Annotated in this window: 17 protein-coding genes; 11 read left to right on the plus strand and 6 right to left on the minus strand. The window is 60.9% G+C overall.

Going from position 1 to position 14,313, the window contains the following annotated elements:
• Nucleotides 1-58: 58 nt before the first annotated feature.
• Both ABDK56_RS13030 and ABDK56_RS13035 read right to left on the minus strand, forming a co-directional pair.
• A complete protein-coding gene (locus tag ABDK56_RS13030) occupies nucleotides 59-823 on the minus strand; it encodes an SDR family NAD(P)-dependent oxidoreductase (RefSeq protein WP_349808720.1) in 765 nt (254 codons plus the stop codon).
• Nucleotides 820-1,332 carry a monooxygenase family protein gene (locus ABDK56_RS13035; RefSeq protein WP_349808721.1) on the minus strand — a complete coding sequence of 171 codons (513 nt, stop codon included), beginning with the start codon at nucleotides 1,330-1,332 and terminating at the stop codon, nucleotides 820-822. The genes ABDK56_RS13030 and ABDK56_RS13035 overlap by 4 nt, the downstream gene beginning before the upstream one ends.
• A gap of 176 nt (nucleotides 1,333-1,508) precedes the next feature.
• Here ABDK56_RS13035 and ABDK56_RS13040 point away from each other — a divergent pair, with 176 nt between their 5' ends.
• The 3 genes from ABDK56_RS13040 (at nucleotide 1,509) to ABDK56_RS13050 (ending at nucleotide 3,801) form a co-directional block, all read left to right on the plus strand.
• Nucleotides 1,509-1,940, plus strand: a complete 432-nt coding sequence (locus ABDK56_RS13040) for a TetR-like C-terminal domain-containing protein (protein WP_349808722.1) — start codon at nucleotides 1,509-1,511, stop codon at nucleotides 1,938-1,940.
• Nucleotides 1,941-2,006: 66 nt separating this feature from the next.
• Nucleotides 2,007-2,435, plus strand: a complete 429-nt coding sequence (locus ABDK56_RS13045; protein ID WP_349808723.1) for a MarR family winged helix-turn-helix transcriptional regulator — start codon at nucleotides 2,007-2,009, stop codon at nucleotides 2,433-2,435.
• Nucleotides 2,436-2,526: 91 nt separating this feature from the next.
• Nucleotides 2,527-3,801, plus strand: a complete 1,275-nt coding sequence (locus tag ABDK56_RS13050; RefSeq protein WP_349808724.1) for an SMP-30/gluconolactonase/LRE family protein — start codon at nucleotides 2,527-2,529, stop codon at nucleotides 3,799-3,801.
• Between the two features lie 260 nt (nucleotides 3,802-4,061).
• Here the strand turns inward: ABDK56_RS13050 and ABDK56_RS13055 are convergent, their stop codons facing one another.
• A complete protein-coding gene (locus ABDK56_RS13055; protein WP_349808725.1) occupies nucleotides 4,062-4,544 on the minus strand; it encodes a MarR family winged helix-turn-helix transcriptional regulator in 483 nt (160 codons plus the stop codon).
• A gap of 136 nt (nucleotides 4,545-4,680) precedes the next feature.
• Between ABDK56_RS13055 and ABDK56_RS13060 the strand changes: the two genes are divergently transcribed.
• A complete protein-coding gene (locus ABDK56_RS13060) occupies nucleotides 4,681-6,351 on the plus strand; it encodes a chloride channel protein (RefSeq protein ID WP_349808726.1) in 1,671 nt (556 codons plus the stop codon).
• Between the two features lie 203 nt (nucleotides 6,352-6,554).
• Complete coding sequence (locus ABDK56_RS13065; protein ID WP_349808727.1) at nucleotides 6,555-6,788, plus strand: hypothetical protein; 234 nt, start codon at nucleotides 6,555-6,557, stop codon at nucleotides 6,786-6,788.
• A gap of 801 nt (nucleotides 6,789-7,589) precedes the next feature.
• Here the strand turns inward: ABDK56_RS13065 and ABDK56_RS13070 are convergent.
• Nucleotides 7,590-8,453 (minus strand): pirin family protein, encoded by an 864-nt coding sequence (locus ABDK56_RS13070; RefSeq protein WP_349808728.1) that lies wholly within the window; start codon nucleotides 8,451-8,453, stop codon nucleotides 7,590-7,592.
• An 8-nt stretch (nucleotides 8,454-8,461) separates the two neighbouring features.
• Nucleotides 8,462-9,163 (minus strand): isochorismatase family protein, encoded by a 702-nt coding sequence (locus tag ABDK56_RS13075; protein ID WP_349808729.1) that lies wholly within the window; start codon nucleotides 9,161-9,163, stop codon nucleotides 8,462-8,464.
• Nucleotides 9,164-9,268: 105 nt separating this feature from the next.
• Here ABDK56_RS13075 and ABDK56_RS13080 point away from each other — a divergent pair, with 105 nt between their 5' ends.
• The 6 genes from ABDK56_RS13080 (at nucleotide 9,269) to ABDK56_RS13105 (ending at nucleotide 13,951) form a co-directional block, all read left to right on the plus strand.
• Nucleotides 9,269-10,183: a LysR family transcriptional regulator gene (locus ABDK56_RS13080; RefSeq protein ID WP_349808730.1), complete on the plus strand. Its 915-nt coding sequence runs from the start codon at nucleotides 9,269-9,271 to the stop codon at nucleotides 10,181-10,183.
• Between the two features lie 97 nt (nucleotides 10,184-10,280).
• Nucleotides 10,281-10,610 carry an antibiotic biosynthesis monooxygenase family protein gene (locus tag ABDK56_RS13085; RefSeq protein ID WP_349808731.1) on the plus strand — a complete coding sequence of 110 codons (330 nt, stop codon included), beginning with the start codon at nucleotides 10,281-10,283 and terminating at the stop codon, nucleotides 10,608-10,610.
• Complete coding sequence (locus ABDK56_RS13090; protein WP_349808732.1) at nucleotides 10,607-11,980, plus strand: alginate export family protein; 1,374 nt, start codon at nucleotides 10,607-10,609, stop codon at nucleotides 11,978-11,980. Before ABDK56_RS13085 ends, ABDK56_RS13090 begins: the two co-directional genes overlap by 4 nt.
• Before the next feature lie 16 nt (nucleotides 11,981-11,996).
• The gene (locus tag ABDK56_RS13095) at nucleotides 11,997-12,629 is read left to right on the plus strand and encodes a glutathione S-transferase family protein (protein WP_349808733.1); all 633 of its coding nucleotides are present in this window, start codon (nucleotides 11,997-11,999) and stop codon (nucleotides 12,627-12,629) included.
• A gap of 29 nt (nucleotides 12,630-12,658) precedes the next feature.
• Nucleotides 12,659-13,228: a TMEM175 family protein gene (locus tag ABDK56_RS13100; RefSeq protein ID WP_349808734.1), complete on the plus strand. Its 570-nt coding sequence runs from the start codon at nucleotides 12,659-12,661 to the stop codon at nucleotides 13,226-13,228.
• A 273-nt stretch (nucleotides 13,229-13,501) separates the two neighbouring features.
• Complete coding sequence (locus tag ABDK56_RS13105) at nucleotides 13,502-13,951, plus strand: nuclear transport factor 2 family protein (RefSeq protein WP_349808735.1); 450 nt, start codon at nucleotides 13,502-13,504, stop codon at nucleotides 13,949-13,951.
• Between the two features lie 102 nt (nucleotides 13,952-14,053).
• Here the strand turns inward: ABDK56_RS13105 and ABDK56_RS13210 are convergent, their stop codons facing one another.
• Nucleotides 14,054-14,203 carry a glycine zipper domain-containing protein gene (locus ABDK56_RS13210; RefSeq protein WP_502959311.1) on the minus strand — a complete coding sequence of 50 codons (150 nt, stop codon included), beginning with the start codon at nucleotides 14,201-14,203 and terminating at the stop codon, nucleotides 14,054-14,056.
• Nucleotides 14,204-14,313 lie beyond the last annotated feature (110 nt).

A 14,313-nucleotide genomic window follows, 5' to 3' on the forward strand; every position in this document is an offset into this window, starting at 1 on the left:
GGTGCAGTGCGCCTTCCGATCATAGATGTCAGCCAGCGACGTGAGCGCCGAGCGAGCCTCAACCGACGTCGCCTGAAGCGCGAGCGAACGTAAGGAATCCGCGAGTTTCCGAAATTGCTGGATCGTCGAGGGACCAATGCAGGCTCCTCGAGAGAGCCGAAGGCCGAAGTGTCCCGGCGGAATGAATATGCCCGATTATGCTTCTCGCTACAGTTTCCGGATGATCGCCGAACTTCATTGTCATTCCGGCGCGGCGACCAAGTCCCGTTATCGTGGGTCCTGGGGCGACGGCGATGACGTGGGCTTTACTGCCAAGTTCAATTCGAAGGCCCTCAGCAAAAGTTTGGACAAAGGCTTTCGTCGCTGCGTACGTGGCCGCGTTTGCGACGCCCTGAAAGGCAACCAGAGAACTGAACAAAACCAGCGTCCCTCTGCCCCGCTGGAGGAACTGCCTCCCGTAAAAATGCGAGAGCGAAAGCACCGCGCGACAGTTCACGTCGATCATTTCGAGTTCAGTCGAGATCGGCAATTCGAGAAACGAACCGGATGAACCGAAACCGGCTGCCGCTACCAGAACATCAACGTCGCGGTTTGCTTGCAACTCGATTAGAGCATCGCAGCTCCCTGGATGGGCGAAGTCGATTGCGGCTACAACGACATCGACCGGATAATCATTTTTGATCTCGGCAGCGAGAGCGGCGAGACGGCCCTCGTTTCTTGCGGCAAGGATCAGGCTACGCCCGGTCTTCGCCAGTTCGATGGCTAAGGCTCTCCCGATGCCATCACTGGCGCCTGTCACGACGGCCCATGTCCTGCGGCTCAACGTCGTCCGTCTTTCGTCAGGGGCGCGGATGCACTGTCCTGATCGTTTGCTGTGCCACCGCCCTGGATCCGGGCACGAGCGCTCATAAATGGCCCGACAGGTCGACGCTCAGGCGCGAATCGCTGCAAACCGGTCGCGCCTTGCATCCCAACATAGAGCGCTTCGACGCCGCCGTTGGCATGGTATGTTTCGTGCCAGAAGCCCGCGGCAGCCGACAACTCTCTGACATGTGTCCACCAGGTGGAATGAGGTTCAGAGCGGGTGAAGCGCTCGAGGTGATCGAGGTCTTTCCAGTACTGGCGGAAGCCCAGGTGGGTGAGCCCGAACATCATGCCTTCATGAGAAAGAAGCCCTTCCGGATAATTGTCGGAGATCCGCTTTAGTCCAATTCCTATGCGTCGCATGGCGAGCAAGCCTCGCCACGACCGAAGTTTGAAGCCCAGCATGATCATTACGAGGTCGGGAAAGTCAGAGAGGTCGACAGACTTGCGATTTCGGGCATCATGCACAGCGTTGCTCCTCATGATTACGGTGTAAACATAGCCAATGAAGTGTACGTTGTAAACAAGTGGCGGAGAGTAGTCCTTCCTTACGCGACCGACTGGTTGCGGCGGCGCTGAATGCCCTCGAGCGCGGGGAAGACGTTAGTTTGCGAGCGGCATCCCGCGACGCCGGGGTATCTGCCATGGCGCCGTACCGGCATTATCGAGACAAAGACGCGTTGCTCGGGGCGGTCGCGGATTTTGGTTTCGACAAGCTTCGCGCCGTTCTTCTGAAGGCGGACCAAGAGACTGATCCTTCGGCCGCGTTGGTTGCGCAAGGTCGAGCATACATCGCTTTTGCCCGCGCCCATCCGCAACTTTTTCGGCTCATGTTCGCCGGCCACGGAGCTGGCCCACCGCCGGTCGACGACAACGCCTATGGCGTACTGGTTCGACGGATCGCGGAACTTTCGCCAGGCAATCTTGAAGCAGCCACGCTCGCGTGCTGGTCCGTTGTGCACGGAATCGCGACCCTAGCCGTTGGCGGAACGCTTGAGCGACAAGAATCGAACCTTGAGATTGAAGCGCTAGAGATGGTTGTTCGCGGAATACAGACCGCGCCAAACCCGACTTGAAATTCCATGTCTCGAAAAGACATCGGCCCCCTTGACAGTTTGCCATGTCGGTAGCATCCTATCGAGATGAGCCACCCCACGCTTGAACTCAAGAAAGCCTATCTGAGCCTGAGGCATGCCCTTGATCACACCGTGCGCGGTTTCGGCCTGACGAGCGCGCAGTTCGATGTTTTGCAACTCCTTATGCACAGCGATGGGTTGGAGCATCGGGAACTCCAGCGGCGCTTGGCCATCGCGTCGCCGACGCTTACCAACATCATCGACGTGCTCCAGCGCGAGAAGCTGGTCGAACGACGGCCGGATCCTGGCGATGCTCGTAGCAAAACCCTGCACCTCACCGGCAAGGCGAAAACGCTCTGCGCGTCAGAAGAGTTCTGCAATGCAGGACAGTCGCTAGTCGATCAGATGTTCGCCGGATTCTCGAAAACGCAGCGGGAAGATTTCATGCAGGCCCTGAAAAGGGTCGAATTGAACCTCGGCGCCGTCACGAATTAAAGACTGAACCTACCGGCCATGAAGGGGCCGGCTATTTGATAGCTTCCTATTGTTGTGCGTAATTACTTAGCTTCCTATCGGAGTAGGCATAATGATGACAATCTTGACGATACTAGAGCTCGTGCTGAGCATCTTGTTGTTCTTCTGTGCCGCGAGTCTCGCCTTCCCGCGAATTTCGCTTCGAGGCCTACTCGGGCATCTGCCCAAAAGCGCAATTGTCCGGTTCTCTTCGGCAGCGTTTGTTGCCTTGGCGGCCGTGCTAATGCTTGCTGCCAGCGCAATTCCCTTCCTCGCATTTTTCGCCGCCAGCCTGTCTCTCGCGGCCTTGGCATTGCTCCATCTCGTAGCGCGGTTCGCCACCGCGAGACTCGGTCTCCCGATCGCGCTCGCGCTGGCCGCTGGCTCGCTTGCTGTGGCGGGTCTTCAGCCGCTCGGATTAAAAGTGCTGCTGCTCCCGAAGGCGGCCGCGTTGCCAATTCAACGCGCGCCGTCGCGCACCGTCAAGGTCTACGAAGCAGGCGTTTGGTTCGAAGGAATTGCTGCTGGGGCGGACGGAACGCTCTTCCTTTCTGCCAATCGCGGGCTCGATTTTTCCGACCTCAAATATTATCGCCGGGCGAGCGGCGAAGTTATCGCCCGCAGCCCAGATGGCAGCGAACGTTCGATATTCAGAACGCCCGTCGGCGCGACTGCTGGCGTAATCGCCGTTGGTCCGGACGGCGCGCTGTTCTTGACCTCAAATGGCGATGAGCCGGGGATCTGGCGGATCGGAGCCAATGGAGATGCCCGAAAGATCACGCGCTTGCCGAAGGGTGCTTGGCCAAACGGGCTCGATTTTGGTCCCGACGGCATGCTTTACACCCCGGATAGTAACCTCGCACGCGTGTGGCGGATCAATCCAAAAACCGGAGCGGCTGCGATTGCGCTTCAGGACCGGCGGCTTGCCGCGCGACCGTTCATTTCGCTAGCGCCCGGTGCCAACGGCCTGCACTTTTCCGGCCAAGACATGATCGTCACCGTCTCGGATTCGACGGAAGTCATTCGATATCGTCTTGCGAAGGATGGGACATTCGGACCGGCGGTTGTAATTGCCAGGGGGATTCCGGGCGATGATTTTGCGGTCGGGCACGATGGATCGCTATTCATCACGACCCACCCTTACAACACACTTGTGCGAGTCACTCCGGGCGGCGAACGAACGATTATTGCGGATGCCGAACAGAACATCGTCGGCGCTACCGACGCGGTGTTCGGTCGGGGCGCAGGCGACCGGGAAACACTATACGTCGTGACCGATGGAGGCGCATTCACCGGCGGCCCGAGTACGCGCGGCGCATTGGTAGCTGTTCAACCCTACGCACATTGAAAGAGAAGCGCCCGGTCAATGAGACCGGGCGCTTCGCGCCTAGAGCTTTGAAATGACTTCATCACCCAGGATACCTTGGGCCAGCACGCCCGACGGTGTCCTACAGCATTCGGGACCGACTTTTGAGTGCTCCCGGCGATTCGACCTGGCATCAAAATCGGGGGCAGGATCTTTCGATTAGTCAGAAGATGTGCTCCGTCTCTGTTTAAGTGGGCGAAGGCAGAGGACACGATTTGGTACACCCACTTATTACCGAACTTTCACACCTCGGCGAAAAATGCACTCGCGCTTTCGAGACCAGACCGGAGTTTGCGTAGCTCGTCGAGATGCACCTCAGTAAGCGAACCAAGGAGACTTTTTGCCCGAGGCGTCAGCTCGAGATCTTGGCGTCTCCGATCAACGAGCGATGTAGCTTTCATCAATAACCCTGCGTCGACCATTCGCTTAACTAATTCAGCCGCTGTTTGAGGCGCGATAATCAACTGCTCGGCTATGCTTCCAACCGACGGAGGCTCTCCACCGTGATGACCGGCGATCGCAAGGAGCGCCTGATGTTGCTGAGCCGGGAGCCCCACGGCCGACGCCGCCGCTTCGCTGAACGCAAGAAAGCGGCGCAACTGGTGCCTGAACGCCGCAATCGACTGATACTGCTTTGCCGATAGCCTCGCCGACATCAAAATTACACTCGCATTTATATCGTAACACGATATATGCGCGGTCTTTTGGAGTTGCAAGTTGTACAAGGTGTCTCGTCTATCTCCTCCTAACCGGAATAGCACGCCGCGTGATGGTCTCGCCGATTTTCGAAGCGATCCACGGTTGCTCATCGTCTCCGCGATGGCGTTAGTCGTTGGGAGCGCGGGTGCAGTTGCGGCGTGGATGCTGCTGAGGCTCATTACCTTGGCGACCAACCTGGTCTGGTTCGGCGCCTTCGACACATTGTTCCGTCCCATGGCGCTGGCGCCGCGCGGGCCTTGGATGGTCTTTGCTCCGACCGTCGGCGGATTGATCATCGGTTTGATGGCGCGCTTCGGTTCGGAGAAGATTCGCGGTCACGGCATTCCAGAGGCGATCGAGGCGATCTTGATCGGCGGTAGCCGCATGTCGCCTAAGGTCGCGGCGCTGAAGCCGCTGTCGTCCGCCGTCGCCATCGGGACGGGTGGCCCATTCGGTGCCGAAGGTCCGATTATCATGACCGGAGGAGCGCTAGGTTCGCTGTTCGCGCAGTTTTTTCATCTATCCTCAGCCGAACGCAAGACGTTGCTGGTTTCCGGCGCGGCCGCCGGCATGACCGGAGTCTTCGGAACCCCGGTCGCGGCGATCTTGTTGTCGGTCGAGTTGCTCCTGTTCGAATGGCGACCGCGCAGCTTCATACCCGTCGCGACCGCCTCGCTCGTGGCGTTCGCATGGAGACCGCTGTTCGGCGGGTCGGGTCCGCTGTTTCCAATGTCAGACCTGAGCCCCGGAATGTCAGTTGTCCTTTTGAGCGGCTTCGGCATCGGGCTTGCGAGCGGACTATTGGCGACCGTGCTGACAAAGCTGCTTTACCGGGTCGAGGATATCTTCGACCGCCTTCCGATCCACTGGATGTGGTGGCCGGCGCTGGGCGGTCTCGTAGTCGGTCTTGGCGGTCTGATTGAGCCGCGTACCCTGGGCGTTGGGTACGACCTGATCAACGATCTTCTGAACGGTCATCTTTTATTGGAAATTGTACTTTCCATCCTGCTCGTGAAAGCCTCGATCTGGCTCGTTGCCCTGTCCTCTGGAACCTCCGGCGGCGTCCTTGCGCCCCTGTTGATCATGGGCGGTGCGCTGGGTTGGTTGTTTGGCTTGGCTCTTCCGGGCCCGCATGGCGTTTGGGCCTTGTTAGGAATGGCGGCAATCCTGGGCGGGACAATGCGTGCGCCGTTGACGGGAGCGATCTTCGCCGTCGAACTAACAGGCAACCTGCATTACCTCCCCGCGCTCATCGCCGCGACGTCGACCGCCTATGCAGTAACCGTATTGCTGTTGCGGCGATCGATGTTGACGGAGAAGATCGCCCGCCGCGGTCAGCACATCACGCGCGAATATGCCGTCGATCCCTATGAATTGATGCGAGTACGCGATGTGATGGCGCGAAAGGTCGACACGCTTCGTGCGACAATGCCTGTGGACGAGGCCCGCCAGCTACTCGAGCGAGGTTTCCATCGGGTTTATCCGGTCATCGATGACGCAGGACGTCCAATCGGCGCGGTCTCGCGTGCGGACGCTCTGCGCTGGCAATCGCAGGACATCGATGCCGCAGACCTCGTACAGGACTATGCGGCGGACTTAGAGCTGCCGGTTCTCCACCCCGATGACGTATTATTACGAGCGCTCGACTTGATGCTAGCAACGGATCAGGGCCGGATTGTCGTCGTCGACCCAAATTCGAGAGCACTGATCGGGCTTCTAACACGGAAGGATCTTCTTCAAGTGCGCGCCACGACCTCGGCAGCCGACCGGGAGCGTCAGGCTTATTTCAGGGCTCGTCGTAACGAGAAAGCACTCGTCGGAGCAAAATTGTGAAATTTGATCCTGGCGGGCGAAACCCCGTGCGACCGAGGGCGTGAAGTGACTGGGAAGGCGACCGGAACGCTCTTTCAAGGTCGGCGCGGCCTTTGGGCCTTCGTCATGGGTGTGACCCTCGTAATCCTCAGCGGACCGATGCACGCGCGGATGCAGGGCTGAAAAGTATTGCTGGGATCGCCTTAAATCAAAGGAGCTTTAGCATGTCCGACAAGGAAGTTGCCAATAAGAAGCCTTGGTCGGCGCCCCGCGTGCGGCGAATGGCACTTGAAGATGCACGAGATGCTGTTGCTAAGGCGGCAGAACTGGTCGAACTTGACCCTAGGCTCGCAGATATTTTGGACGACATGCACCACGCTCTGGAGTTGATCGAGGCCGAGATCTCCGGGCAGCGGCGCGAAGAGCCCGACTCCTTGAAAGTGGTTATACCGCATTGAGTGAGCTTCGCGCCGGCGGGACGACACACGGGGAGCGATCGGCTCTGTGAAAGTGAGCGAAACGCCATCAACCAAAGTGAAGCACTCGCACGCCCAATGAAAGCAAGAACTAACTAGCGAAGGCAAATGCGGGCGGAGTGTTTCGGAATCGACTCGCAGTCATATCCCTTCAGACAAACGCAGTCTTCAAAATGCAAGCAACCCCGAGCGGTTGCCGGCCGCATGAGGGCTACCACTCAGAACGTTATGGGAAGCGGCTTTCAAACGCAAAACGGGTATAAGGCCTCGACTGGGCGAGCCCATGTTTACTCATTTGATTCTAAGTGATGGAGCGTCGGCAACCGGACATTGCTAATGAGAGTGATTCGCACTAAGGAAAAAATGGTCAACCTTATGCTTTGCCCTCTGGCAGCTGCCGCCATCAGTCTTGTATGCTCACATCCCGCTTTGGTGGGGCCGCCCGGCCTGGACGAAGTGGTATACGGAGCGAAAGTCGAGCCAGGGATTAGCGAAGTTCTCTCGGCCGCCACAACGGGAAAACAGGCATTCGTTCAGCGCTGCTAGCGGCCAACCTGACCGAGCACGCCATGCGACTGATCGATTCTAGGGCGGCCGAAAGATGCGACCGGTGCGAATGGTAAGCCGATGGCGCTTCAACCCATATTGGTGACTTGCGCTTGACGCCGATCAGCGGCGGTGGCGTCGCTTGTCACCGCCGTTGCCGTGCGAGCCGACTGGGACAACATTGCCGACTAACGCGGACCTACCATGCAGTTGGCACAGAGCGCCGGATCGGATCGGCTACGGTTTCAAAGCGGCGATTCGCGACAAGGCCCGCGCCAGGGAGGTCGGGTTCGAATGGACCGAACTGGTGCCGACGATAAGGTCGTGATCGTATCTCTTGGCTGTTCCCACCAGGACGCGCGCCGCCTCGGTCTGCGCCGACAGATCGATCGCGCCGCGGTCGGCCATCACGACGAACTCGAGCCCGACGTCTTCGCCTTGAATGAGAGGCATGCCCTCAAACGCGAAGGCCCAGGCGACATCGTGCGTGACAGGCGGCTCGTACCGCCACGTCGCGCCCGCCTCGAGCGATACGACGAAGTAATTCATATCTTGATGCGACGTGATCGGACTGGCGATCACCCCCGCCGGCGTGTCCATCGATCCGAGCAACACGGCCACTGTGCCTCCCGGAAAGGCAACCTGAGGGACATCGTCGGGCGGCACATATTGTCCGAGCGAAGGCCCGTCCTCAACGCCCGGCGGCATGGGAACCCAAAGTTGGAAGCCTGTGACATGCCCGGATCCGAGAAGCGTTGCTTCGTGCCAGGCCCCGCCGCCGGCGTTCATCCATTCGAGGCCACCGGCTTTGAGGACGCCATTCTTGCCCGTGGTGTCGCGGTAGCGCACATCGGTCCCCGGTTGCCAGGTCAGCGTGGCAATGCCGGAATGGGGATGAATGCCGAAGCCGAAGCCCGGTTCGATCGAGCCTTTGAAATGGTCGAGGAAGATAAAGGGCTTGAGCCGCTCGCCCAGACCGTCGGGGCTGATCAGCCTGGCGATTGGCCCATGCCGGTCTTCCCGCACGCGATGCTCAATCCCGCGCAGCGCTCGAGTTGAGCCGTCCGCGGTCGCGAGCTCGAAGGCGGGATTGTCGGTCACGTTTGCTCCTACAGCTTGGAAATGATTTCGTCGGCCATGATCTTCTGTGCCTTCTGGTCCTCGGGTCGCGAGAAGTCGTTGGCGAGCTCGGTGGTGATCTGATTGACGACGGTGATCTCGGCACCGGCCTTGCGCAGCCTCGCATAGGTCATCTCGTCGCCCTGCGCGCTGGTGGTGCCGCAGGCGTCGGCGACGACCAGGACCGCATAACCTAGCTTCAACGCGCTGGTCGCCGCCCAGTAGAGGCAGATGTCGGTGGTCAGTCCGGCCATGATGATCTTCTTCCGACCGAGCCGGGCCACGCCGTCGCGGAGGCGCTCGTCGTCCCAGCAATCGAGCTGGCCACCACGCGCATAGCGGTCCGCGAAGGCCTTGGGCGCGATGTCCTGAAGGTCCTTGATGGTGAGCCCAACCTGCTGCTCGACCGTCGTGGTCAGGACGAGCGGCATGTTGTAGGCGACCGCCATCTTTCCCAACACGCGGCAGCTCGTGACCACGGTGTCCTTCGGAATCGACTTCACCCAGCCGACCGTGCCCGTCTGGTGGTCGACCAGCATGATGATGCTGTTCTGCGTCGTGTAGGCTTTGGCGGTCACGGGATCGGGTCCTTTCCTGTCAAACGATTTCGCGCGCGCACCGGTGGGAAGCGCCGCGGTCAGCGAAGCGGCGGCGGCCGCCGCGAGCACCTGCCGTCGGTCGATCTGGTCCATGGCGCCACCCTCCGTCACTTGACTTGTCCGGCGAGAGCTACATCGTGCCGCGTGCAGGATAAATCACACTTGTTGGACTTCTCTATCCCACTCAGGGAACGATCAATGGATTATCTCAGGGAGATGGCGCTCTTCGTCGAGGTTGCGCGAATGCTTAGCTTCAAGCGCGCGGCGGCCTCGCTGGGCGTGCCGACGTCCACCCTCTCGCGGCGAATCGCGGACCTGGAACGTGCGGTCGGCGTCCGTCTGCTCAACCGCACCACGCGTTCGATCGAGCTAACCGAGGCGGGGGCGCTCTACTTCGAGCGATGCCGTGACATTGTCGAGGCCGCGCGGGTCGCACACGAGAAGCTGGGCGAGGTTGCCGAACGGCCGAGCGGACGTCTGCGTGTCTCGACGACGGCGGAGTTCGCCCGCCTCTACTTCGGCCCGCTGGTCAGTGACTATGCCCGCCTATATCCTCAGGTAACCCTCGAGATCGACTTGAACCCTAATCGGGTCGACCTGATCACACAGAACTACGACATCGCCATCCGGATTGGCCCCCAACCGGATTCGGGGATTATCTCGCGGCACCTTGGCACACTGCGCACGACCCTATTCGCATCCCCGGGATTCCTGTCTGCGGCCGGTATCCCAACCCGGCCGGAGGACCTTGCCAGCTACTCCGTCGTCCGCAACCTGAACGCGCCTCAACCGAATGTCTGGGCCCTGCTGCGCGAGGGCGAGACGGTCGAGGTTCCGGTCGTCGGCCCCATCGTCGTCAACAATTTCGGATTCATGCGGCAAATGGCGCTCGCCGGCATGGGCATAGTGATGTTGCACGAGCCAATGGTTGCGCCCGACGTGCGGGCCGGCCGTCTGAAACGCGTTCTTCCGGACTGGGTGGTACGTGAGGCGCCGGTATACGCGCTCACGGCTAGCCGCCTTCTGCCCGCAAAAACGAGGCTGTTCCTCGCCATGTTGTCGTCGCGTGTCGCGCCCCATCTTGCCGCCTCGTCTGGCACGGGCGCGAAATAGCGAAGACTGTCCAAGGAACGGGATAAACAATCCCGACTTACCGGGATTATCCCGTTGCGTCGATCCGCCTATCGATGTCGCTCCAGGAGGAGGATCGATGAAGGCTCAAATCGATGACGCTGGCGGCGTCTTTACGTTGATCAACACCTTCCATGCGCCGCGTGACCGGCAAAAGGCGATCGTGGACTCGCTCAGACGGTTCACCGAGGGTTTCGCGCGAACTCTCCCGGGCTTCATCGGCGCGTCCGTCCATATGAGTCTCGATGGTACCAGGGTCGTCAACTACGTCCAGTGGAAGAGCGGGGAGGATCTCCGATCGATGCTCGCCACGCCCGAAGCGCAGGCTCACATGGCCGAGGTTGGCGCGCTCGCGGACCGGGTCGACCCGGTCCCCTACGCCGTGGCGTTCGTCGGGACGGCGGAATGATCTGGCGCGCGACGGCTTTCGCGGTCGCTGTCGCTGTCGCTGTCGCTGCCGCGAGTCCGGCAATGGCGCAGCCCGACAAACCCTCGACGCCCTCGCCGTTTCGCTATGACGACGATCCGAAGACATTTGCGGACGACGCGACCGACGGGACCTACGCCCGTCTGAAGTTCATCCCCCTGGCCGACGGCGACTACCTATCGCTCGGCGCCGACCTGCGCGAACGCGGCGAGGCGAGCGACGTCGGGCTGCTCGGCTTCCGGTCGGGGTCGGGCGACTTCTACGTCCTCCACCGTCTGCTAATCTTCGGCGATCTCCAGCTGGGTCCGGATGTAAGGTTGTTCGCGCAGCTGGGCGACCACGACGAGGCCGGCCGCAGCCCGTCCGCGGCGCCTACGGACGTCGACCGCCTCGACCTGCAACAGGCCTTCATCGACTTGTCGAGCAACCTCGGACGTGGGCGGGCGACCTTAAGGGCCGGCAGGGCGGAGATGTCGTTCGACGAGGGCGCGCTGATCGGCCTGCGCGATGGCCCCAACGTCAGGCAGGTCTGGGACGGCGTGCGCCTGACCTACGTCGAAGGACGCTGGCGGTGGGACGCGTTCGTGGTCAAGCCGGTGAGCGTCGCCGCCGGTGTGTTTGACGATTCAGCCATCCGCAAACAGGGGTTGGCCGGCGTGCACGTAACGGCGGCGCTCACTCCGGTCGCCTTCGATGCATTCTACTACAGAAGCGTAGTGCCCGCGGTGAGGCTGCTGGCAGTGTCCGGGAGGGAAGCGACCGTGACGGTTGGCGTTCGGGTCCGAGGCGTGGCAGGCCGGTTCGACTTCTCGCTGGGTGGCATCGGGCAGACCGGTGATCTGGCCAACCACCGCGTCCGCGCCTTCGCTTTCCACGCCGATGCCGGTTTGACCTTTCCGGGCCCATGGAAGCCTCATGTGCTGGCCAGGGCTGATGTCATCAGCGGCGGCGGCGCGCGTGACGGAACGGTCGCTACCTTCAACGCCCTATACCCGAATGTCGCGTATTCGACCGAGGCGACCATCGAGGCTCCCGCGAACCTGGTCGAGGTCGGACTCGTCGCGAAGGCCAGCCCATCAAGGATAGTAACGCTGCAATACACGCTAGAGGGACTATGGCGCTATTCGTCGCGAGACGCCTTCTACGCCGCGCCGCTAATGCCGCTCGTCAGGCCCGGTGTCAGTGGCGACCGCTTCACCGGCGTCGAGCAGCAGCTCGGGGCCACTCTCCGTCCCAACCGCTTCCTGACGGTGACCGCCGCGCTGGTTCACTTCGGGGCAGGCGACTTCATCCGTCGCGCCGGCGGGCGCGGTGAGAACTTCGGGATGCTCTCCCTGGCCGTCCGCCTTTGAAAGTCGAGGTGCTCAGATGAAATTGTTTTCGATCCCAGGGACCTGCGCCCTGTCCGTCCACGTCGTCCTCGAATGGATCGGCCGGCCTTACGAGGTCGAGGTGATGGAACGGGGGGCCAACCGCTCGGACGCCTACCTTGCGGTCAACCCCAGCGGACAGGTGCCGGCGCTCCTCCTCGACGATGGCCGCGTGCTGACGGAGGCGGCGGCGATACTGCCGTATCTGGCCGCGACCGCGCCGGAGGCCGGACTGGGTGGGTCAACCGATCCGTTCGGCCGGTATGAGTTGGCGAACCTGCTCAGCTATCTGACGGGCGAGGTGCACGTCGCCTTCAAGCCATTCTTCCAGCCGCAGCGCTTCTTGACCGACGAGACGCGCCATCAGGCGCTTGGCGAACAGGCGTTCGTAACGCTCAGGCCTATGCTGGAACGGCTTGAGGGGATGATCCAGGGTCGACGCTTCATGGCCGGAAAACGGTCTGTCGCGGACCCCTACCTCTACGTTCTTCTGCGATGGGTCGACAACGCCCCCTACGGCATGGCGCCTTTCCCGTCGCTGGCACGCTACCGCCAGGCGATGGAAGAGGACGCTGGGGTCAAGCACGCCCTTCACGTCCAAGGGATGTCGCTGGTCGGGGCTGGGGCTTGAGCGCCGGACCTGCTCCATCGTCCAGCGGCATGGGAGCCGAACGGCTCGCTGCCTACAGTGACGGCGTCGTCGCGATCATCGTGACGATCATGGTGCTCGATCTGCACCCGCCGGCGAGGGCAGATGTCGCGTCGCTCGCCAGGCTATGGCCGGTATTCTCGGCCTACGTCCTCAGTTTCCTGATCGTCTCGATCTACTGGATGAACCACCACCACCTACTACACGCGAACCGCCGGATCGGGCGGGACGTGATGTGGTTCAACCTGCTGTGGCTATTCTGCCTGTCGCTGTTTCCCTTTACGACCGCCTTCGTGAGCTCCAGCCGCGGGTCACCGCTGGCGGTCTCGCTCTACGCGTTGCTCGGGTCGCTCACCGGTTTCGCGTTCCTCCTTCTCGGGGTCAGCCTCAGTCGCCGCAACGCCGATGTCGAGGTTGTCGGCCGCATCGCGCGCCAGCGTCAGCGGAAGAACCTGTTCGCGCTCGCCCTGAATGTGGCAGCGGTTTTTCTGGCGTTCGTCTGGGTGCCCCTTGCGCTGGCATGCCTCGCGTTGCCCGCGATAGCTTACTTTCTCCCCGACCGCCGAGTTGAAACAAGTTGAAAATGCCTAGTTTGGCAGACGCAATCGGCTCGTAGGTTCGATGGGCGAGCGAGCTACGTCACTACGACGACGACGCTGATAAGGCTGCTTTGCCAGCGCCGCCTAGGCGGCGCAAGGATATGAAACTGCGGCTTATGGCCGTAAGCGGACGGTCTGCCTTCGACCCATTACAGACATTAGCGGTCCACATCTTCTCTCGCCCCGACACCGATATCTTTGTTGCATTTGCCGGAGCCACTGCGCAGAAGCGTCCATCAGACCGGGAGCAAGATGATGAAGTTGAACAGCGCAGTCGTGCTCGCCAGCGCCATGTTGACTGTCACCCCGACGATGTCCGCCCGAGGCAGTGCTCAGACAGAGTTGCAGACGAAACTCGTTAAAATCAGCAAAGACTTTATGGACGACTGGAAGGCGGGAAAGAGCGCGGCCCTTGCCGATATCCTTACTCAAGACTTCATCTATGCGAGCCCGCAAGGTGCAGTCAGCCGGCAAACAGCGTTGAACGTCGTCAGTCACTGCCAGCTATCGAGCTACAGCTTCGAGCGGGTCGAGATGCGGCAACTGTCAGCAGATGCTGCGGTACTGATCTACAAGTTAAACCAAGATCTGACTTGTTTCGGAAAAAAAGAGCCTGCGGCCACGATCAACTCTGACACGTTCGTCCGCCGCGGCGGGAAGTGGAAGATTGTCCTTACCACACAGACGACGCTTTCGTCCGGATAAACGCGCCCAATATTGCACCTGCTGCCAACTCGCCATGGCCGACAGGCATCGCCGGGGAATATGGAGTTAGTCCGCTTTCCACCCATAACGTACATTTACGTTTCACTCGGGCGAGCTGCGATCTCGCCGGATTAGTCCGATTGCAACGCCAATGCCGATTCCGACCGCCATTCCCACCGGGATGTTATGCAGAGCAACGCCGAACCCGGCGCCGATTGCGACGCCAACCCAAATACCTTGACCAAGATTCATTCCTGCCGTCCTCCCGATTTCGCGCGCACAAGAACGATAGGAAGTCGCCCGAGACACATGCGCCGATCACGATAAGGATCTCAAACGACAAACTGTGCGGTGACCGGCGT

The organism is Sphingomonas sp. ASV193 (assembly GCF_040203355.1).
Classification (GTDB): domain Bacteria; phylum Pseudomonadota; class Alphaproteobacteria; order Sphingomonadales; family Sphingomonadaceae; genus Sphingomicrobium.